This is a genomic window from Phenylobacterium sp., from assembly GCF_031984885.1.
GTDB lineage: Bacteria > Pseudomonadota > Alphaproteobacteria > Caulobacterales > Caulobacteraceae > Phenylobacterium.
Genome location: NZ_DAMABV010000001.1, coordinates 547,024 through 567,462 on the forward strand (window position 1 = coordinate 547,024; position 20,439 = coordinate 567,462).

19 protein-coding genes are annotated in these 20,439 nt (G+C 69.9%); 8 read left to right on the forward strand and 11 right to left on the reverse strand.

The annotated features are described in order from the left end of the window. Positions 1-90 precede the first annotated feature (90 nt). Entirely contained in the window at positions 91-870 is a 780-nt protein-coding gene (locus RTL41_RS02650; protein ID WP_312161050.1) for an SDR family oxidoreductase, read from the reverse strand. A 176-nt stretch (positions 871-1,046) separates the two neighbouring features. Here RTL41_RS02650 and RTL41_RS02655 point away from each other — a divergent pair, with 176 nt between their 5' ends. From RTL41_RS02655 to RTL41_RS02665, 3 genes are all read left to right on the forward strand, one after another. Next, on the forward strand, positions 1,047-3,128 hold the full coding sequence (locus RTL41_RS02655; RefSeq protein ID WP_312161052.1) for a 3-hydroxyacyl-CoA dehydrogenase NAD-binding domain-containing protein: 2,082 nt from the start codon (positions 1,047-1,049) through the stop codon (positions 3,126-3,128). A gap of 85 nt (positions 3,129-3,213) precedes the next feature. Next, complete coding sequence (locus RTL41_RS02660) at positions 3,214-4,419, forward strand: acetyl-CoA C-acyltransferase (protein WP_312161055.1); 1,206 nt, start codon at positions 3,214-3,216, stop codon at positions 4,417-4,419. 151 nt (positions 4,420-4,570) lie between these two features. Then, positions 4,571-5,899 carry a hemolysin family protein gene (locus RTL41_RS02665; RefSeq protein WP_312161057.1) on the forward strand — a complete coding sequence of 443 codons (1,329 nt, stop codon included), beginning with the start codon at positions 4,571-4,573 and terminating at the stop codon, positions 5,897-5,899. On the opposite strand, the gene RTL41_RS02670 is transcribed toward RTL41_RS02665, so the two are convergent. After that, positions 5,896-7,281 carry an amidase family protein gene (locus RTL41_RS02670; protein WP_312161058.1) on the reverse strand — a complete coding sequence of 462 codons (1,386 nt, stop codon included), beginning with the start codon at positions 7,279-7,281 and terminating at the stop codon, positions 5,896-5,898. The genes RTL41_RS02665 and RTL41_RS02670 overlap by 4 nt on opposite strands. Positions 7,282-7,429: 148 nt before the next feature. Between RTL41_RS02670 and RTL41_RS02675 the strand changes: the two genes are divergently transcribed. From RTL41_RS02675 to RTL41_RS02685, 3 genes are all read left to right on the forward strand, one after another. Continuing rightward, the gene (locus tag RTL41_RS02675) at positions 7,430-8,338 is read left to right on the forward strand and encodes a hypothetical protein (RefSeq protein ID WP_312161059.1); all 909 of its coding nucleotides are present in this window, start codon (positions 7,430-7,432) and stop codon (positions 8,336-8,338) included. A gap of 73 nt (positions 8,339-8,411) precedes the next feature. Further along, entirely contained in the window at positions 8,412-9,359 is a 948-nt protein-coding gene (locus tag RTL41_RS02680; protein WP_312161060.1) for a hypothetical protein, read from the forward strand. A gap of 49 nt (positions 9,360-9,408) precedes the next feature. Further along, on the forward strand, positions 9,409-10,473 hold the full coding sequence (locus RTL41_RS02685) for a GDSL-type esterase/lipase family protein (protein ID WP_312161062.1): 1,065 nt from the start codon (positions 9,409-9,411) through the stop codon (positions 10,471-10,473). On the opposite strand, the gene RTL41_RS02690 is transcribed toward RTL41_RS02685, so the two are convergent. From RTL41_RS02690 to RTL41_RS02710, 5 genes are read right to left on the reverse strand one after another with little or no spacing between them, the layout of a single operon-like run. Next, positions 10,470-11,864, reverse strand: coding sequence for a D-arabinono-1,4-lactone oxidase (locus RTL41_RS02690; protein WP_312161064.1), 1,395 nt, complete (start codon positions 11,862-11,864; stop codon positions 10,470-10,472). The two genes, RTL41_RS02685 and RTL41_RS02690, sit on opposite strands and share 4 nt — an antisense overlap. Continuing rightward, on the reverse strand, positions 11,861-12,208 hold the full coding sequence (locus RTL41_RS02695; RefSeq protein ID WP_312161066.1) for a c-type cytochrome: 348 nt from the start codon (positions 12,206-12,208) through the stop codon (positions 11,861-11,863). Before RTL41_RS02695 ends, RTL41_RS02690 begins: the two co-directional genes overlap by 4 nt. 21 nt (positions 12,209-12,229) lie before the next feature. Beyond that, positions 12,230-12,544, reverse strand: coding sequence for a GNAT family N-acetyltransferase (locus RTL41_RS02700; protein WP_312161068.1), 315 nt, complete (start codon positions 12,542-12,544; stop codon positions 12,230-12,232). Positions 12,545-12,600: 56 nt separating this feature from the next. After that, on the reverse strand, positions 12,601-13,377 hold the full coding sequence (locus RTL41_RS02705) for an alpha/beta hydrolase (RefSeq protein WP_312161070.1): 777 nt from the start codon (positions 13,375-13,377) through the stop codon (positions 12,601-12,603). An 11-nt stretch (positions 13,378-13,388) separates the two neighbouring features. Then, positions 13,389-14,657, reverse strand: coding sequence for an LLM class flavin-dependent oxidoreductase (locus RTL41_RS02710; protein ID WP_312161072.1), 1,269 nt, complete (start codon positions 14,655-14,657; stop codon positions 13,389-13,391). 178 nt (positions 14,658-14,835) lie between these two features. Here RTL41_RS02710 and RTL41_RS02715 point away from each other — a divergent pair, with 178 nt between their 5' ends. Together RTL41_RS02715 and RTL41_RS02720 are read left to right on the forward strand one after the other, a co-directional pair. Continuing rightward, a complete protein-coding gene (locus tag RTL41_RS02715) occupies positions 14,836-15,060 on the forward strand; it encodes a DUF2061 domain-containing protein (RefSeq protein WP_312161073.1) in 225 nt (74 codons plus the stop codon). Positions 15,061-15,077: 17 nt separating this feature from the next. Then, entirely contained in the window at positions 15,078-15,539 is a 462-nt protein-coding gene (locus tag RTL41_RS02720; protein WP_312161074.1) for a Dps family protein, read from the forward strand. A gap of 4 nt (positions 15,540-15,543) precedes the next feature. Here the strand turns inward: RTL41_RS02720 and RTL41_RS02725 are convergent, their stop codons facing one another. The 4 genes from RTL41_RS02725 to ybaK form a co-directional block, all read right to left on the reverse strand. Further along, positions 15,544-16,269 carry a GDSL-type esterase/lipase family protein gene (locus RTL41_RS02725; protein ID WP_312161362.1) on the reverse strand — a complete coding sequence of 242 codons (726 nt, stop codon included), beginning with the start codon at positions 16,267-16,269 and terminating at the stop codon, positions 15,544-15,546. 147 nt (positions 16,270-16,416) lie between these two features. Beyond that, a complete protein-coding gene (locus RTL41_RS02730; RefSeq protein WP_312161076.1) occupies positions 16,417-18,948 on the reverse strand; it encodes a TonB-dependent receptor domain-containing protein in 2,532 nt (843 codons plus the stop codon). A 244-nt stretch (positions 18,949-19,192) separates the two neighbouring features. Beyond that, on the reverse strand, positions 19,193-19,795 hold the full coding sequence (locus tag RTL41_RS02735; protein ID WP_312161078.1) for a TetR/AcrR family transcriptional regulator: 603 nt from the start codon (positions 19,793-19,795) through the stop codon (positions 19,193-19,195). A gap of 120 nt (positions 19,796-19,915) precedes the next feature. Further along, positions 19,916-20,386: a Cys-tRNA(Pro) deacylase gene (gene ybaK / locus RTL41_RS02740; protein WP_312161080.1), complete on the reverse strand. Its 471-nt coding sequence runs from the start codon at positions 20,384-20,386 to the stop codon at positions 19,916-19,918. Between the last annotated feature and the right edge of the window lie 53 nt (positions 20,387-20,439).

Below are 20,439 nucleotides of genomic sequence, written 5' to 3' on the forward strand. Positions count from 1 at the left end.
TAGTTTCGGACTCGGTCAAACGCGACGCCTGCCTCTCTACCAGCAGGTCATAACGCAAAACCGCCGAAAGCGTGGCCGTTCGTGGGAGTTTTACAGGCCGCCGGTGGTCGCCAGCGCCACGCCGCCGTCGACCGCGATGGTCTCGCCGACCACATAGTCGCCGGCCCGGCTGGCCAGGTAGATCGCCGCCGCCGCCATGTCCTCGTCGCGGCCGATGCGGCGCGAGGGGATGCGCTTGGCGACCTCTTCGCCCTGGTCGCGGGCCACGCGGTTCATCTCCGAGGCGAAGGCGCCGGGCGCGATGCCGGTGACGTTGATCTGGTCCTTGATCAGCTCGGCCGCGATCCGGCGGGTCAGGTAGATCAGGCCCGACTTGCTGGCATGATAGGAATAGGTCTCCTGCGGATTGAGGCGGATGCCGTCGATCGAGCAGATGTTGATGACCTTGGCCGGCTGGTCGGGGCTGGCGGCGGCCTTCAGGGCGCCGTGCAGGGCCTGGGTCAGGAAGAACGGCGACTTGAGGTTCAGGTCGACGACCTTGTCCCAGCCGCTTTCCGGGAACTCGTCGAAGGGCGCGCCCCAGGCCGCGCCGGCGTTGTTGACCAGGATGTCGAGCTTGGGCTCCAGGTCGGTCAGGCGCTTGGCGAGAGCCTTGCAGCCCTCCACCGTCGAGACGTCCTGCGGCAGCGAGATGCAGCGCTCGCCCAGCTCGGCGGCGGTCTCGTCGCAGGCCGCCGGCTTGCGCGAGGAGATGTAGACGCGCGCCGCGCCCGCATCGAGGAAGCCCTTGGCGATCATCTTGCCGATGCCGCGCGAGCCGCCGGTGACGAGGGCCACGCGCCCTTCCAGCGAGAACAGTCCCTGAGCCATGTGTTGCTTCCCCTAAGGTGATGATCGGTAGCTCTTATGAACCGCCGCCGGACAGGCGCAAACCCTACGGATTTTTGACTCGCGCGCGTCCGGCGGCGCCTGTAAACAACCGTTTGAATCCCAAGGGCGGCCATCTCCACGAGCCGTCCCTCTCCAAGCAATCGAGGATGCGCCACATGGCCGAGATCAATTCGGTGACCGACCTCACGCTCGACGGCGACGTCGCGGTGATCACGCTCAACTCTCCGCCGGTGAACGCGCTGTCGGCCAAGGTCCGCGAAGGCCTGTTCGAGGCCTTCAAGGCGGCCAACGCCAACGACGCGGCCAAGTCGATCGTGCTGATCTGCGAGGGCCGCACCTTCATCGCCGGCGCCGACATCACCGAGTTCGGCGGCGCCATGGCCGGCCCGGGCCTGCCCGAGGTCCAGGCCCAGATCGAAGATTCCCCCAAGCCGGTGATCGCGGCGATCCACGGCACCGCCCTGGGCGGCGGCCTGGAAGTGGCGCTCTGCGCGCACTATCGCGTGGCCGTTCCCTCGGCCAAGCTCGGCCTGCCGGAAGTCGCCCTCGGCCTGCTGCCGGGCGCCGGCGGCACCCAGCGCCTGCCCCGCGTGGTCGGCCCCGAGCGCGCCCTGGAGATGATGACCAGCGGCCGTCACGTGCCCGCCAAGGAAGCCCTGGCGGGCGGCCTGGTCGACGAGCTGGTCGAGGAAGGCAAGCTGAAGGAAGGCGCTGTCGCCTTCGCCAGGAAGGTGGTCGCCGAGGGCCGCCCGCTGCGCAAGATCCGCGACCAGAACGAGAAGGTCGAGGCCGCCCGCGGCAAGCCCGAGATCTTCGCCGACTTCCGCAAGGCCAACGCCCGCAAGTTCCGCGGCTTCCTGGCCCCGGAATACAACATCCGCTGCATCGAGGCGGCGGTGAACCAGCCGTTCGAGGAAGGCCTCGCCACCGAGCGCAAGCTGTTCCTGGAGCTGATGAGCGGCCCGCAGTCGGCCGCCCAGCGCTACTCGTTCTTCGCCGAGCGCACCGCCCAGAAGATCCCGGACGTGCCGGACGACACCCCGCTGATCCCGATCAAGAAGGTCGGCGTCATCGGCGCGGGCACCATGGGCGGCGGCATCGCCATGAACTTCGCCAACGCCGGCATCCCGGTGGTGATCGTCGAGCAGAAGCAGGAGCCGCTGGACCGCGGCCTGGCCACCATCCGCAAGAACTACGAGCGCACCGCCTCGCGCGGCGGCATCACCGCGGCCCAGGTCGAAGAGCGCTGCGCCCTGATCACCGGCTCGCTGTCGATGGAAGACAGCTTCAAGGACGTCGATCTGGTGATCGAGGCCGTCTTCGAGCGCATGGACATCAAGAAGGACATCTTCACCAAGCTCGACGCCATCTGTAAGCCCGGCGCGATCCTGGCCACCAACACCTCGGGCCTGGACATCGACGAGATCGCCTCGGTCACCAAGCGCCCCGAGAGCGTCATCGGCCTGCACTTCTTCTCGCCGGCCAACGTCATGCGCCTGCTGGAGATCGTCCGCGCCGACCACACCTCCAACGAGGTGATCGCCACCTCGATGAAGCTGGCCAAGCAGATCGGCAAGGTCGCGGTGCTGGTCGGAGTCTGCCCCGGCTTCGTCGGCAACCGCATCCTGGGCGCGCGCCAGCGCGAGGCCCAGAAGCTGGTGATGGAAGGGGCGATGCCCTGGGACATCGACCGCGTGCTCTACGACTTCGGCTTCCCCATGGGCCCGTTCGCGATGAGCGACCTGGCCGGCCTGGACATCGGCTGGGTGAAGGAAAAGTCCAACGGCGCCACCATCCGCGACGTGCTCTGCGAAGCCGACCGCCGCGGCCAGAAGACCGGCGCCGGCTATTACGACTACGACGAGAACCGCGTCGCCAAGCCGAGCCCCTTCACCGAGAAGGTGATCAACGACTTCATCGTCAAGTCGGGCGCCAACCCGCGCAAGATCAGCGACGAGGAGATCCTCGAGCGCTGCATCTTCCCGATGATCAACGAGGGCGTGAAGATCCTCGAGGAAGGCAAGGCCATCCGCGCCTCGGACGTCGATGTGGTCTGGCAGAACGGCTATGGCTGGCCGGTCTATCGCGGCGGCCCGATGCACTATGGCGACCAGGTCGGTCCGGCCAAGGTGCTGGCCAAGATGAAGGAATTCCAAGCCACCATGGGCGACCAGTTCAAGCCGGCCGCGCTGCTGGAAAAGCTCGTCGCCGAAAACAAGAAGTTCGCCGACCTCTAAGGCGACCGTGACCTAAGACCGCCCCTGGCCCGCGAGGGCCGGGGGTGAGCAGGACTACCCTCCCAACTCGTTAGGATGCTCTCCAATGCGTGAAGCCGTCATCGTCTCCACCGCCCGCACCCCGATCGGCAAGGCCTATCGCGGCGCCTTCAACAACACCTACGGCGCGACCCTCGCGGGCCACTCGATCGCCGCGGTCGTCGAGCGCGCGGGCATCGACCCGGCCGAGGTCGACGACGTGGTCTTCGGCTGCGCCCTGGAGCAAGGCACCACCGGCAACAACATCGCCCGCCAGGCCGCCCTGCGCGCCGGCCTGCCGAACACCGTCTCGGGCATGACCCTCGACCGCCAGTGCTCGTCGGGCCTGATGGCGATCGCCACCGCCGCCAAGTACATCATCAACGACGGCGCCCCGATCGCCATCGGCGGCGGCGTCGAGTCCATCTCGCTCGTCCAGAACGACAAGATGAACCGCTTCATGACCGGCGACCCCTGGCTCGGCCAGCACGTGCCGGAACTGGCCACCTCGATGATCGAGACCGCCGAGATCGTCGCCGAGCGCTATGGCGTCAGCCGCGAGGCCCAGGACGACTACGCCCTGCAATCGCAGCAGCGCACCGCCCAGGCCCAGTCGGAAGGCCGCTTCACCGCCGAGATCGCCCCGATCACCACCATCATGAAGGTGCTGGTCAACAAGGAGACCGGCGAGACCGCCGACAAGGAAATCACCATCGGCATGGACGAGGGCAACCGCCCGCAGACCACCCTGGCCGACCTGCAGAAGCTGAACCCGGTGTTCAAGGGCGGCCGCTACGTGCCGGAAGGCAAGTTCGTCACCGCCGGCAACGCCAGCCAGTTGTCGGACGGCTCGGCCGCGGTGCTGCTGATGGAGCGCAAGGAAGCCGAGAAGCGCGGCCTGACCCCGCTGGGCGCCTATCGCGGCATGGCCGTGGCCGGCTGCGGCCCGGAAGAAATGGGCATCGGCCCGGTCTTCGCGATCCCCAAGCTGCTGGAGCGCAACGGCCTGACCATCGACGACATCGACATCTGGGAGCTGAACGAGGCCTTCGCCAGCCAACTGCTCTACTGCCGTGACAAGCTGGGCATCCCGAACGAGAAGCTGAACGTCTCGGGCGGCGCCATCTCGATCGGCCACCCCTACGGCATGACCGGCGCCCGCTGCACCGGCCACGTCCTGCACGAAGGCAAGCGTCGCGGCGCCAAGTGGGGCGTCGTCACCATGTGCGTCGGCGGCGGCATGGGCGCGGCCGGCCTCTTCGAGATCTTCTAAGAGATCCACGTCTATCGAACTGGAGGGCCGTCCGCAGGGGCGGCCCTTTTTCGTGTCCGCTCGCCCCCATGGCGGGAACGTCGCGCGGACGGCCTATTCAAGTTAGGGTGGCCTGGGGCTCCCGGAGGGCCTCGCCTGGACCCAACCCTTAATGATCCTCTTCGCCTCGGCCGTCGTGCTCCTGCTGCTGGTGCTCAACGGCCTTTTCGCCATGTCCGAACTGGCGGTGGTCTCCTCCCGGCGGGCAAAGCTGCAGGCCCGCGCCGAGCGGGGCGACAAGGGCGCCGCCGCCGCCCTGCGGCTCTCCGAGAATCCCACCCGGTTCCTGGCCGCCGTCCAGGTCGGCATCACCCTGATCGGCATCCTGTCGGGCGCCTACGGCCAGGCGACCATCGCCGCCGAGCTCGACGACATGCTGGAGACCATCCCGGCCCTGCACGACTATTCGGAGCTGATCTCCACGGGCGTCGTCGTCGTGGTCATCACCTACCTCTCGCTGATCGTCGGCGAACTGGTGCCCAAGCGCTTCGCCATGGTCTTCCCCGAGACCATCGCCGCCCTGGTCGCCCGGCCGCTGTCGCTGCTGGCCAAGGCCATGGGCCCCTTCGTCTCGCTGCTGACCGGCTCGACGGTCGGGGTGCTGCGGCTGCTGGGCATCCGCGACGAGAAGGGCGAGCAGATGACCCACGAGGAGGTCGAGAGCGTCCTGGCCGAGGGAACCAGCGCCGGCCTGATCGAGCCCGAGGAACAGGCCATGATCGGCGAGGTGCTGCGCCTGGGCGACCGCCAGGTGCGCGTGGCCATGACCCCGCGCCGCGACATCTACTGGATCTCGCTCTCCGACACCGCCGAGCAGCAACTGGCCGACATCCGCGCCTGCCCCTATTCGCGCATCGTCGTCACCGAGGGCGCCGACGTCGAGGAGCCGGTCGGGGTGATCCACAAGAAGGACGTGCTGGACGCGATCCTGGACGGCAAGACCCCCGACATCTCCGCCCTGATGGCCACGCCGCTCTACCTGGTCGAGACGACCTCGCTGCTGCGCGCGCTGGAGCTGCTGAAGCAAACCCCGCTGCACATGGCCCTGGTGGTCGACGAGTTCGGCGCCCTGGAAGGCGTCGTCACCCCCACCGACCTGCTGGAGATGATCGCCGGCGACTTCGACGAGGGGCACGACACCCCGACGCACGACGCGATCCTCAAGCGCGAGGACGGCAGCTACCTGGTCGACGGCCGCGCCGAGGTCGACGACCTGGCCAAGGCCCTGGGCGCCGACTTCACCGAGACCAGCCAGTTCCACACCGCCGCCGGCCTGGTGCTGCACGAGATCGGCCGCCTGCCGGCCGAAGGCGACGTGTTCGAGATCGCCGGCTTCCGGGTCGAGGTCATCGACATGGACGACCGCCGCATCGACAAGCTGCTGTTCACCCCGCCGGCGGACCCGGGCGGCCCCAGCCTGGGCGACATCCTCTCGGCCTAAAGCGGCGGGGGGCGATAGCCGCCGAACTCGCGCTCCAGCAGGCCGGCGAAGGCGATCGCCGTGCGATCCTCCAGGTAGGGGCCGATCACCTGCACCCCGATCGGCAGGCCCCCGGCGCTGAGCCCGATCGGCGCGGCCGTCGCCGGCAGGTGCCCGAGGATGGCCAGGCCCGGCCAGGCGAGCTGGTCGAAATAGGGCGTCTGCGCGCCGTTCAGCAGCAGGGTCCGGCCCGCGGGCTCTGCGTCGTCGTGAGGATAGGCGAGCGAGCCGTGCACCGGCGCCAGCACCACGTCGAAGGCGGTGAACAGCCGCGCCCAGGCCCGGCGGATGAAGAGCTGGGCGTCCTGCAGGTCCAGCCACCCATGCGCCGACATCGGCTCCGGCTGGGGCGGTCCGCCGCGCGACATGGCGGTGTTGAGCAGGCCCAGATAGACGCCGTGCGCCTGCGCCAGGTCGGGCAGCAGCTCGCTCTGCCGGGCGAGCGTCACGCCCAGCCTCTCCAGTTGCGCGGCGGTCCTGTCCAGCGCGGCCTGGATCTCCGCATCGGTGGCGGCGGCCGGATGGGTGTCGAGGACCAGCACCCGATAGTCGGCCAGGCGGGCATGGCGCGGGGCCGGAAGCTCCAGGCGATAGGCGGCCGCCTCGTCCGGCGCGGGCCCGGCCAGCACGTCCAGCGCCAGTTGCAGGTCCAAGGCGGTGCGGGCCAGCGGCCCGACCACGGCCAGGGCGACGTCGGCGCCGTCCAGGCCGGGCGGCGCATGCCCGCGCTGCGGGATGATCCCGTAGCTGGGCTTGTGGCCGTAGACGCCGCAGAAGGCGGCCGGCACGCGGATCGAGCCGCCGATGTCCGAGCCGAACTCCAGCGGGACCATGCCGGCCGCCACCGCCGCCGCGGCCCCGCCCGACGACCCGCCGGCGGTGCGCTCCAGGTTCCAGGGATTGCGGGTCCGGCCATAGACCGGATTGACGCTCTGCCAGTCGGCCAGGCTGACCGGGATGTTGGTCTTGCCGAGGATCACCGCCCCGGCGCCCTTCAGCCGCGCGACGCCCAGGGAATCCTCCGGCGCGGTCCAGCCCTTGGCGGCCTCGAAGCCCCAGGTGGTCGGCAGGCCGGCGACGTTGTGGGACTCCTTGACCGTCATCGGCACGCCCAGCAGCGGCCCGCGCTCGCCCCGCGCCAGGGCGGCGTCGGCGGCGCGGGCGGCGGCGCGGGCGCGCTCGAAGTCGCGAACCACGACCGCGTTGATCGCCCCGTCGCGCGCCTCGATCCGGGCGATGGCCGCCTCGCAGGCCTCCAGGGCGCTGATCTGGCCGGCGGCCAGAGCCGCGGCGAGCGCCCCGGCCGTCGCGTCCGACAGGTCTTGGGCGAGGGTCCCGGACATCGCTGCGCTCCCTGGATGTGGGCGCAAAGCCTGCGCCGGACGGCCCGCGGAGTCCAGGCTGACGGCCAAGCTCGGCAACCCTTCCTCAACCTTAACGGCGTGGAGTGTCGCGCTCGGGGTGGGCCTCTTTTGACGGGAGGGGTCCGACATGGACATCAGGTTGAAGGGCGGCGTGGCCGCCGCCGCGGCGCTGCTCGTACTGGCCGGGTGCGCGACCCATGCGCCGTCCAGGGGCGGTGGTCCAGGCCCGGGCGCCCAGACCGACCGGCGGCTGGAGGCCCAGGCCAGCGCCTTCGAGAGCTTCATGCGCAATGCGCGCGGGATCGACGCGACCTTCGCCGGGCCGGCGGCGGTCAGCGAGGGGCTGCGGGTCGGCGCGTCCTATGAACCCAAGCAGCTCGAGGCCGGGATGGTGGCCTATGCGGCGCTGGCCGCCCTGCAGGAGCCCAGGTTCGTGGCCGGCGTGCGCAAGGCGGCCCAGGATCGCTCGGGCAAGGGCCTGGCCGCCCGCCTCGCCGCCCGGCCGGACCTGGCGGCCGGCCTGCCCGGGGCCGACGCCGCCGCGGCGCGAGCCAGCGCGGCGCTCTATCGCCAGGGCGAGGCCCTGGAGGCCAGCGGCAAGCGCGTGAAGAAGGCCTCCTACGACGTCCAGCGCCAGGCCTGGGCCAAGGTCTTCGTGCCCGACGCCAAGGCGCGGCTGACCCGGGTCAAACAGATCTCCAGCGCCGGCTACCGGCCGGCCGGCGGCGACCAGGCCCAGCTCTATTCGACCCTCTCCCAGGGCGGCAAACGCGGCGGGGCGGCGAGCCCGGTCGTCTCGCGCGGGCTGGCGGTCGCGGCCCTGACGGTGATGGGCGAGAACGGCCGCGCCAGCGCCCTGATGAGCGAGCCGCGCAGCGGCATGTGCGTGCGGGTCGCCAAGCTCAACCTCTACCAGTGCCTGGCCGCGGCGGGGCCCTACTACGAGGACATCTACTGCCTGGCGCAGCACGCCATGCTGGAGCCGGCCGGCTGCGCCACCGACGCCGTGCGGCCGATGCGCACAGCGCAGCGCTGAACGTTTCTCGCCCCACAACTGTCGAAGTCCGAGCTAAATTGACCTCGCGCCGCCAACGGCGCGGGAGAGGCAGATGTCCGAGCGCGACGACAACCCGTTCATCCGATCCAGCCCCTGGGGCCGGGCGAAGGGGGCCGCGCCGTTCGGCTATGCCTTGAAGCCGCAGGGCGAACCGCCGGCGGTCGAACCCGCCGAACGGCCCGTCCCGCCGCCGCCCACGCCGCGGCCGGCCGTCCAGGGCCCCACGCCCCGGCCCAGCGTGTCGCCGCAGGCCGGCATCCTCGCCGGCGGGTCGCTGCTTCCGCGCGGACCGGCCCAGCCCGCGACCGCGCCCAATCCGGTGGACCGGCCGATCCAGGGCGTGCGCCCGGCCTTCGTGACCCCGCTCGGCCAGGCGCCGGCGCGGCCGCAGCCTGCCCCGCGCCCGGCCTCGCCCGCCGCCGCCGCGCCGCCGGTCACGCCATCCGTCGCCGCCGCGGCGCCTGTCGCGCCGGCCCCCGCGCCGCGACCTGCGCCTGAACCCGAGCTGACCCTCGCCCCGCCCCGCAAGCCTGCCGCACGCAAGGGCCTGCCCGTGCCGTTGATCGTCGTCGGCGGCGTCGCGCTCGCCGCGGCCGCTGGCGCCGCCTTCCTGCTGACGCGCCCGAGGGAGGAACCGCCGCCGGCGCCGAGCCCGGCGCTCGAAACCCCGGCGCCCGCTATCGAAGCGCCGGCCCCGCCGCCGCAGGCCGCACCCGTCCCGCCCCCTGCGGCGACCGAGGCGGCCGCGCCCCCCGCTCCGGCCCCGAAGGCGGCGCCTCCGCCGCCGGCGAGCAAGGCCGCTGCGCCCAGACCGACCGCGCCCGGGCCCGTCGCCCAGCCGGCGCCCGCCGCGCCGGTGCTGGACGTGCCGGCCCCGGCCGCGCCGCCGCTGGTCCTGACGCCGCTCAACCCCGCCCCGGCCGAGCCTCCGATCACGCCGCGATCCTCCGCGCCGCTTCCGACCGATCCCGACGCGCCGATGACGCTGCATCCGAACTAGCCGCGGCGCCCCCTTCCGGCCTAAGCATGGCGCAACAGGGGGGATGCGCATGACGACGCTGGGACCGGACGAGATCGCGCCGTTGCTGGACGGCCATGTGGACGTGCGCCGGCGTCCCGGTTCACTGCAGCCGCTGCGCCTGCCGGTCGCCGAGCTCGGCTTCTACGACGCCTTCAACCGCTGGGTCGGGTCCTGCGCCACCGCCTGCCGCGTGCGCCTGCGGACCGGCTCGACCAGCCTGCGCCTGCGCGGCGCCCAGCGGCTGCTCGACCAGCCGGTCGGCGGCGAGCGGCGCGGCGCCTACGACCTCTATGTCGACGGCGCCTTCCATGGCCGCGCATGGGCGCAGGGCGGCGCCACCATCGACCTGGCCAACGGCGCCTTTGTGGGCGACGAGGCCTTCAACCTGACGTTCGCGGGCCTGCCCGAGGGCGAAAAGACCCTGGAGCTGTGGCTGCCCCAGGCGGCCACGGTCTCGATCACCGGCCTCGACCTCGATGACGGCGCGCAGGCCGCCTCCGTCGCCGACGGGCGCCCGCGCGTCCTCTTCCACGGCAGCTCGATCACCCATTGCCTGGAGGCGGAAGGCGCCAGCGCCGGCTGGCCCGCCGTCGCCGCGGGCCTGGCCGGGCTCGACCACCAGAACCTCGGCTGGGCCGGCTCGTGCCTGCTGTCGGGCCAGGCCGCGCGGATCATCCGCGACGCCCGCACCGACGCCATCGTCCTGAAGCTGGGGATCAACGTGCATCCCGAGGGCCAGCTCAAGGAGCGGACCTTCCTCGACTCCGCCCACGCGATGATCTCGATCATCCGCGAGCGCCATCGCGCCACCCCCATCGCCGTGGTGTCGCCGATCTATTCTCCGGGCCGGGAGGACGCGGGCGAGGGCCTGTCGCTGATCCGCATGCGCCAGTTGCTGCAGGACGTCGTCGCCGCCCGGATCGCGGCCGGCGACCGGCGCATCCGCTATCTCGACGGCCTGCTGCTGTTCGGCCAGGCCGATGCGGCGCTGCTGCCCGACGACCTGCACCCCAACACCGAGGGCTACCGGCTGATGGGCGAGCGCTTCCACGCCCTGATGCTGACCGGCGAGGACGCGCTGCTGAGCGCCTAGACCCCGAACAGCGCCTTCAGGTACGGGTTCAGCAGCCGCCCCTCCGGGTCCAGCCGCGCGCGCACCGCCAGGAAGTCGTTCCAGTTCGGATAGAGCAGCGCCAGCTCGCGGGCCGTCAGGCTGTGCAGCTTTCCCCAGTGCGGCCGCCCGCCGTACTTCAGGAAGATCGGCTGGATCAGCTCGAACAGGAAGCCGTACTCGTCCTTGTAGTGACAGTGCACGGCGATCGACCCGCGCGGCCCGCCCTGGAACGGCGAGAGCCAGGCCTCGTCGGCGGCGATGCGGCGCACCTCGATCGGGAAGAACACGTCGGGCCGCTGGGCCTCGATGGTCGCCACCACCTCCTTCAGCGCGGCGAGGTGGTTCTCCACGGGGACGTGGAACTCCATCTCGTTGAACCGCACGGGGCGCTCGGTGGAGAGCAGCTTCCAGCCCTCGTCGATCGCCTCCTCCGGCTTGGCCGAGCCCAGCAGCGCCTTGGCCGCGGCCTTGCGCAGCGGCGTCGAGAACCGGGTCAGGTTGCGAAGCTGCTTGAGCACCTCCAGGAAGGCGGTGTCGGTGTCCGGCCCGCGGGCCATGGCCGGGGCGTCGGTCTCGTCGTGGGTGATGTTCGCCGCCAGGTCCGTGAACGGCACGGCGTAGAACTCGTAGTTCCGATGCTGGGCCCAGCGCTCCTCGGCCTTGGCCAGGGTCTCCTCGAACGGTTCGACGAACACCTTGCGGTGCAGCCGGCGATTGGCGCTGGTGGCCAGCCGCGCCTGGGTGATGACGCCCAGCGCGCCCAGCGAGACCTTGGCCGCCTGGAAGACGTCGGCGTTGGTCGCGGCGTCGCAGTCGAGGATCTCGCCCGCGGGCGTGGCCAGCCGCAGGGCGACGACGTCGCCGTGGATCGCCTTGATCGCCGCGCCGGTCCCGTGCGTCGCCGTGCCCAGGCAGCCGCCCAGGGACTGCTTGTTGATGTCGGGCAGGTTGGCCATGGCGCGGCCGCGTTCGGCCAGGGCCGGGCCCAGGGCGCCCAGCCGCGTGCCGGCCCAGACCACCGCCTCGTCGCCCTCCCAGCGCGCCACGCCGGCCAGGCCGTCGAGGGTCATCAGCGTGCCGGAGGTGGGGACCAGCCCGGTGAACGAATGCCCGGCCCCGACGACCCGGACCGGCGCGGCCGAGGTCTTCAGCGCGGCGGCGACCTCGGCCTCCGTCTTCGGGGCGCTGCGCACGGCCGGATAGGCGTGCTCGGTCCCCGACCAGTTGCGCCACAAGAGGCGCTTGTCGGCGTCCATGCTGGGCGGCGCCGGCGGCTCGGGCTTGTCGCGGCTGGCGAGATAGACCCCGCCGCCGGCCGCGGCGAGCACGCCGGCGGTCCCGGCGACCAGGGCGGTGCGGCGCGAGATCATGACTGGCCCTCCTTGCCGGCCATGAAGCGGGTCAGGGCCTTGAAGTCGTCCGGGGTGCAGGCGGCGCACTGGCCCAGCGCCGGCATCGCCTGGAAGCCCTGGACCACATGGTCGAGCAGCACGTCCTCGCCCTGCTTCCAGCGCGGCGCCCAGGCCCTGGCGTCATGCACCATCGGCGCCCCGGCGTCGGCGACCGTATGGCAGGCCTTGCAGGAGTCCGCATAGAGCTGCGCCAGCCGCGCGTCGGCGGGGGCCAGGCTGGCCGGATCGGCGGGCGGTCCGGCCTTCGGCGCACAGGCGGCCAGGATCAGGCCGGCGGCGGCCAGGCAAGCAATCTTCCTCAAACGTCTCCCCCCCAAGGCGACTTAGATCTTCAGCGCCGCCCGATAATTCGGATGCACCAGGTCGTGGTATTCCGGGTGGCGGGTGATGAAGCCGGCCACGAACGGGCAGACCGGGATCACCACCTCGCCGCGCTCGCGCGCGAACGCCATGGCCGCCCGCACCAGCTTGCCGCCGACGCCGCGGCCTTCGAAGGCGGGCGGCACCTCGGTGTGCGGGAAGAGGATGCCCGTCGCCAGCAGCCGGTACTCGGCATAGGCCGTCTGGTCGCCGAGGCGGACCTCGAACCGCCCGTCCGCCTCGTTGTTCACGACCTCCAGATCGTCCGTTCCGGCCATGCCGATGCTCCTTCGCCAGCGGTCAGGACATCATCCGCGGCGGCCCGGCGCAAACCTCATCCCAGCCGCCCCACGGCCTGCGCCACCGCCGCCGGCTTTTCCAGGACGACCATGTGGCCGGCCTCGGGGATCGAGACCAGCTCGGCGCCGGCGATCCCCTTCTTGAACCCGTGCGCGTAGAACGGCGGCACGAGCCGGTCGCTGTCGCCCCAGACCACGATCGTCCGGGCCTTGATGCGGTAGAGACGCTGGGCGAGGCCGCGCTCGGGGATCGGGAACAGGATGCGGCCCGCCATGCCCAGTTGGCGCGCATTGGTCACCAGGTAGGTCTGCAGGAAGTTGGGGTCCTCGACATTGCGGCCGGCGGTCAGCATCGCCGCCCCCGCCTGCGCGTCGTGGAACAGCATCTGCGGCATCTCGTAGGGCATCAGCGAGAACAGGTCGGCGATCGGATGCGCGTCGTCCCAGAGCCCGGCCGGGCAGATCAACGCCAGCCGCGAGACGTCGTTGGGGGCGATGGCCGCCATCTCGGCCGCGATCATCCCGCCCATCGAATGGCCGACCAGGACCGGATCCTTCAGGCCCAGCGCCTCGACCACGTCCCAGCCGTGCAGGGTGAAATCCAGCATGTCGCGGATCTCGGCGCATTCCTCGCTGTCGCCATAGCCGGGGACCAGCGGGGCGTAGACGTGGTGGCTCCTGGCCAGTTCGGCCAGGAACGGGTCCTCCGCCGTGACCCCGCCCGCGCCGTGCAGATAGACCAGGTCCGGGCCCGAGCCGCCTTCGAGATAGCGGACCGGGACGTGACGGGTCTCTACGGTCTTCAGTTCCATCCTGGCCCCCTTCACGCGTAGGTCTTGGCCAGCGAGGCGCTGGTCGGGATCTCGCGGGGCAGCGCCCCCGAGGCGACGCGACGGTCCAGCGGCTTGCACCAGAAGCGGCCGTCGTCCGCGTGCTCGGGGAACATGTTCCGCAGCTTGGGCATGACCTTCTCGGCGAACAGCCGGGTCGAATACATGCACTTGTCGGCCGGCATGTTCCCCACATGCATCAGGCAGAAGATGTTGCCGACGTTGAGCCCCTTGATCAGGTCCTCCATCCGCTGGCGCACGGTCTCGGGACTGCCGGCGATGACGTGGCCCTGCTCGGTCAGCTCCTTCCAGGTCAGTTGCGAATAGCCGCCCTTCGGCGGGGCGTACTGGCTGAGCGCGCCCGACTGGATGGTCTTGATCGTCCGGTAGCCCGGCGCGTCGGCGAAGCCCGGATAGACGTGCAGGCAGCGATTGTAGAAGTAGCTGACGTGCTCGGAATAGAGCCGCTCGGCCTCCTCGTCGGTCTCGGCCACGCAGATGGTCTGGGCGAAGCCGGCGCGATAGGGGCTCTTGTCGACCCCGCGCTCCTCGACCCGCTTCCAGTAGCCGTTCATCAGCGCCTGGGCGCGCAGGTAGCCCGAGAAGCTGAGGTAGGAATAGGAATAGGTGTTGTCGATGCAGAAGTCGTAGGTCTCGACCGAGCCGCCGCCCGGGATGTGCACCGGCGGATGCGGCTGCTGGATCGGTCGCGGCCAGATGTTGACGTGCCGCAGCTTGTTGTAGCGGCCGTTCCACGCGAACGGGTCGCGCGTGGTCCAGGCCTTGATGATCAGGTCGTGGGCTTCCTGGTACTTCTCGCGTGTCAGCGACGGGATCTGGCCGTAGCAGTAGTTGGTGTCCATCGAGGTCCCGACCGGGAACCCGGCCACCAGCCGCCCGCCGCTGATGCAGTCCAGCATGGCGAATTCCTCGGCCACCCGGACCGGCGGATTGTAGAGCGCGATGGAGTTGCCCAGCACCACGATCGCCGCGTTCTGGGTCCGGCGCGCCAGGCCCGCGGCGATGATGTTCGGGCTGGGCATGATGCCATAGCCGTTCTGGTGGTGCTCGTTCACCCCGATCCCGTCGAAGCCGAGCGTGTCGGCGTATTCGAGCAGGTCCATATAGGTGTTGTAGACCTCGTGGCTTCTCGCCGGGTCGAACAGGCGCTGGTCGATATCCACCCACACCGAACGGTTCGTCTCCCGGAAGTCATCCGGCAGGTACGGCCACGGCATGAGGTTGAACCAGGTGAACTTCATGGCTCGCTCCTCCCTATCCGCCTCTGTCGGGCGGTCAGGTGAACGACGATAAGCGAAAGCAGCGCGGCGCCAAGCGATAAGGGCCACGCTGGTTCATCAAAGAAAATCTGATGGATAAACTTGTTTCGATAATGCCGGGCCATGATATGTTGCGAACCACTCGCAATAAGGTTCGATCATGCGCACCGCCAAGAAGACCCTCAGCTACAGCCTGATGCACCTGACGGTGGCGATCGCCGTCGCCTATGCGCTGACCCGCGACTGGCGTGCGGCGCTGGCGATCGGCATGATCGAGCCGATCTTCCAGACCATGGCCTTCGCCGTGCACGAGCGCGTCTGGGCGCGGATCGGCGCGAACGGAACCTCCGCGCCGGGCGCCCGTTCGGCGAGCGTCGAAGCTTGAGAACAGGAGCCCGCCCCATGCCCAACACCGGACCCACGCCCGCAGACCGCAAGGCGGTCGCCGAAGGCCTCTCCAAGCTGCTGGCCGACACCTATGCGGTCTATCTGAAGACCCACGGCTATCACTGGAACGTGCGCGGCCCGAACTTCTCGCAACTGCATTCGCTGTTCATGGCCCAGTACACCGAGATGTGGACCGCCATCGACGAGGTCGCCGAGCGGATCCGCGCGCTGGGCGAACTGGCCCCGCAGGGCTACGGCGCCTTCGGCAACCTGTCGGCGATCAAGGACGGCGACCCGTCCAAGGGCGCCGAGGACATGCTCAAGGACCTGATCTCCAGCCAGGAGGCGCTGATCGGCACGCTCTATGCGATCCTGCCCCTGGCCCAGGAGGCCGGCGACGAGGTCAGCGCCAGCCTGATCTCCGACCGGCTGACCGCGCACGAGAAGCACGCCTGGATGCTGCGCTCGTCGCTCTAGGACTTCAGGAGGCGGGCCGCGCGGCGCGGCAAGCGGGCCGGTCCGCCTTCATCTCGCGCTCCATGACCGGCCGCACCGCCCGGGTCCAGATGGCGTAGCCGGCGCTGGTCATGTGCAGGCCGTCGCTGACGAACAGGTCCTTGGGGTGGCCGTCCGGCCCCATCATCTGCGGCACGATGTCGATGTAGTGGAAGTCCTTGCGCCCCTTCATCAGGGCCCGGATCTTGGCGTTGACGGCGTTCTGGTCGGGGATCTGGTGCTCGCGCGCCCGCGAGGGCTTGAGCGAGATGTAGTAGACCGGCGTCGAGGCGCCGAGCTTCTCGGTCTTCAGCCGCATGAAGCGCTCGAAGTCCTCGACCACCGAGCCGACCGGCTCGCCGGCGCTGAGGTCGTTCTCGCCCGCATAGAACACCACCGCGCGCGGGCGGTAGGGAGCGACCACCTCGTCGAAGTGGGCGTTCACGTCCGAGATCTGCGCGCCGCCGAAGCCGCGGTTGATCACCGGGATCGGCGCCATGTCCTGCGCCAGGGTCGTCCAGAACCTGATCGAGGACGAGCCGGTGAAGACGATCTTGCAGGGCGGTTGCGGCGCGGCCTTGTCCTGCGCGGCGAAGGCCTGCATCTCCGGGGCGAAGCGGCCGGCGGCCCCGGCAGGGGCGGGCGCGCCCGGCGCCGACGGCCCGGCGGCGAGGATCGCAACGACTGCCAAGGCGACCCAACGAACCAGCATCACGCCTTCCCCTCCTTCAGGCCGGCGCCAACCTAACGGCGTTCGGCCAGGAGTGAAACTCCGCAATCACGGCGCCCGAGCGGGCGCGGAAACGACAAGGGCGCCGCGGTCTCCCGCGGCGCCCCGTCGATCCTGAGGGTCTGGCCCCTAGAAGCGGTACTGGAATTCCACGCCGTAGGTGCGCGGGAAGTTCAGCTTCACCGTCCGGCGATAGTCGCCGGAGCCGGTCAGGCCGGTCGGGGTGGAGCTTTGGTAGGCCACCTCGTCGAAGGCGTTCTTCACGTAGCCGATGATCGTGAAGCGGTCCTGGCCGTCCTTCCACAGGGCGCGGAAGTCGACGATCTCGTTGGCCGGAGCGGTATAGTTGTCCTGGGCGAAGATCGCCGTCTGCATGTCGTCGGTATAGGTGTAGGTGCCGCCGAGGGTCAGGCTGCCGGCGTCGAAGTCGAAGGTGTAGTTGGCGCCGAGGTTGAACTTGTTCTCCGGCGTCATCGGCAGGCGGTTGCCCTCCAGGTTCTGCGTCCGCGCGGTCGGCGATCCGCCGACCGGCTTGGCGCCCGACTTCAAGGCCGCCGTATCGTTGACGTCGACGAAGCAGCAGCCGTTGGTCACCTCGGCGTTGATGTAGGCGTAGCTGGCGAACACCAGCAGGTTGTCGACCGGCGCCCACTGGCCTTCCAGTTCGACACCCCAGTTGCGGGCGTCGAGGTTCAGGAACTGCGTGCCGGTGGTCGAGCCGCTGATGATCACCCGCAGCGGCGCCTGGAAGCCCTGGTAGTCGGCGTAGAAGATCGCCGAGTTGAGCTGGAGGCGGCCGCCGAAGGTCTTCTTCAGGCCGACTTCGTAGTTGTTGACGTATTCCGGGTCCGCGTACGGAACCGGGGTCAGGCCGTTCGAGGCGAGCCAGCCGCCCGACTTGTAGCCGCGGCTGTAGCGGGCGTAGGCGTTGGTGGAGCTGTCCGGCTGCCACTGGACGCCGAGCGTGCCGGTCCAGGCGTCGTAGTCGGCCGACAGGTCGCGGATCAGGCCGCCGCCCTGCGCTTCACGCAGGTTGGCGTACTGCGGCTGGGCGTTGCAGTCGGCGATGCTCGCGCCGCCGCAGACCACGAAGGTCGTGAAGTCCAGGGCGATGCCCTGGCCGACCGCCGCCGGGATGTTGGCGAACTGCTGCAGCAGGGTGGTGGTGGTCGGGCTGCGCGAGACGTAGCGCGCGAAGTCGGTGCCCGACTTCTCGTCGACCGAGTAGCGAAGGCCGGCGGTCAGGGTCCAGTTCTCGGCGAACTCGTAGTCGATCTGGCCGAAGGCGGCGTAGGAGTTCACTTCCAGGCTGCCGTCGACGAACAGGTAGTTGCCGTTCGGGTTCGGCGCGGCCGGGCCGCCGGTGGCCAGGCTGAGCGGCGCGGTCATGGCCGCGTCGCCGAGCACGCGCAGGCCCTGCGGCTGCGAGTATTCCTGATGGTACTGGTAGAGGCCGACGATCCAGTGCAGCGGGCCGTCCGAGTTGGACGACAGGTTGATCTCGTTCGACCACCACTCCTGCTTCTCGGTGTAGAAGAAGCGCTCGTTCGGCGAGACGTTGGTGGCGGTGTAGGCGCCGAACGGGGTCGCGGTCGGGATGCTGAACAGGCCCTGGCGCGAAGAGCGGTCTTCGTCGCCGTTGGTGTTGTAGGTATAGGCCTGGTAGCCGGCGAGATACTTCAGCGTCGCGCCGCCCAGGTCCCAGGTCAGGTCGAAGTGCAGACGATGGTGGTTGGAGAGCTTGCCCTCCATCGTCTGGTCCATGTCGATCTTGTACTGATCGGCGATGGACGGGTTGGCCTTGGTGTAGCCGAAGGTCGGGTTGTAGTAGAGCGCGCTGTTCTCGATGCCGGTCGGCGAGACGGTGTCGTAGGGCGTGATCACCGCTTCGTGGATGTTGCCGACGCCGTAGCTGTCGTCCCAGTCGAACTTCGTATAGCGCAGCCGGGCGGTGACGTTCTCGCCGAGGTCGGCCTCGACCTGGGCTTCGACGATGTAGCGCTTCACGGCGCTGGTGTCGCCGCCGGGCCCGATGTTCTCGATGAAGCCTTCGTCACGGCGCTCGACCGAGCCGCCGACCAGGAAGCGCAGGCCTTCGGTGATCGGGCCGGTGACCAGGGCGTCGGTGCGCCACGAGCCGTAGTTGCCCACCGCCCCGCGGACTTCGCCCTGGAAGGTGTCGCTGGGGCGCTTGCCGATGATGTTCAGGGCGCCGCCGATGGAGTTACGGCCGTAGAGGGTGCCCTGCGGGCCGCGGAGGATTTCCGTCCGCTCGATGAACAGCGACGGCGTCGAGGAGTCGGCCATCGAGTTCGAGAAGATGCCGTCCGAGTACAGCGCCACCGACGGATCGGTGCCGATGGCGTTGGTCAGGCGGCCGAAGCCGCGGATCGAGAGACGGTCGTTGTTGGTGTAGGCGACGCTCGGCGTGACGCGGGCCAGGTCTTCGACCGTGGCGACGCCCAGGATGTCGCGCTTTTCGGAGGTGTAGGCCGTGACGGCCACCGGCACGTCCTGCAGGCTTTGCTCCCGCTTCTCAGCGGTGACGACCAGTTCCTCGATGGTGAAGGCTTCCTGGGCCGCGGCCTGAGTGGCGGCGGACATGGCCGCGACGGACGCGCCCATGATGAAAAGACTGCGCAGACGCAGCGGTTGAAACATTTGTTACCTCCCAGCCAGACGCGGGCGTTTTTCCGCCCGTCGCGAGTGCTTAATGTCGTTAGGCTGGATGTCTCGAACAGCGTTCGAATAGAGGGAAAAGCGCCAGGGCGGAACTTTCGTCAGCCCTTGTGGCGCAAGGGCCGCGCCGCCCATGGCGGCTCAACGGCCAAGGTGCGGGAAAATACTGGTTATTCAAAAACATGGGACCGACTCGCCTTGACGGCGAGCTGACGTTACGGCGCCCTCAGCGGCCCATGATCAGGGCTTCGAGCCCGCGCACCGCCGATTCCACCGTCTCGTCCTCGGGGCCCTGTCCGGGAAGGCCGCGCGACAGCGCCACGGCGGCGATGCCGCGCCCCCAGGCCCAGATCGCCTCGGCGATCTTGCCGGCCAGCTCGGGCGAGTGCTGGTCGGCGAAGTCGGCCATGATCGCGGCGCGCGACACCGCGAAGGCCTCGGCCTCGGCGGCGGCCACATCCTCGCGGCGGCCGGCGTCCATGGCCTCGTACATCAGCTCGTAGAGCTCGGGCTTCTCGCGCAGGAAGTTCAGATAGGCCCCGCCGGTCGAGCGCAACCCGCCCTCGGCGCCGCGCGCCTCGTAGGCGACGCGCATCGCCTCCGACAACTGCCGGAAGCCGTCCACCGCCAGGCCCGCCAGCAGCGCGGCCTTGTCGGCGTAGTGATAATAGACTGTGCCCGGCGCGACGCCGGCCCGGTCGGCGATCGCCCGCAGCGACAGCCCGGCCCGGCCGCTCTCCTGCAGGATGTCGCGCGCTGCGGCCAGAAGTTGTCCGCGGACGTTGCCCACGTGATAGGTGCGCCGCCGCTCGAGGCTCACAGCCGTCATGACGCCAGTCCCATCGCAAACACTGTGACCGCCCGGCATTATCCGGAAGGCCGCACTCCCCGCCGACCAAAGTTATCGTTGCTAACTTAAGGCCCTATCCGCGCGGTTACGCAACGACAATCAAGTCAGAACCGCTACCTTGGCTGGTAGTGCGACCAAAAGGTCGGCGGGGGCGATCCGTAGCTGCAATCCGCGCTGCCCGCCGTTGACGAACACCTTCCCGTGCGCGAGCGCCGCCTGGTCGAGAACCGTCGGGACCTGGCGCTTCTGGCCGAACGGGCTCACCCCGCCGACCCGGTAGCCGGTGACCCGCTCGGCGTCGGCCGGCTTCATCATCTGGGCGGACTTGCCGCCGACCGCCGCGGCCAGCTTCTTCATCGCCACCTCCTGGTCGGAGGCCAGGATCGCGCAGACCGGCTTGCCGTCGACCAGGGCCATCAGGGTCTTCAACACCGTATCGGGGGGAACCCCCAGGCTCTCGGCGGCCTGCAGCCCGACCCGGGGCGCGTCGGGATCGTAGTCGTAGGCGTGCAGCTCGTAGGCGACCTTGGCCTTGTCGAGGGCGAGGGTCGCAGGTGTGGTCTTGGCCATGGGATCGCTTTAACGGCCCTTCCGCCCGCTGCGAAGGGCCCGCTCGCCGAGAC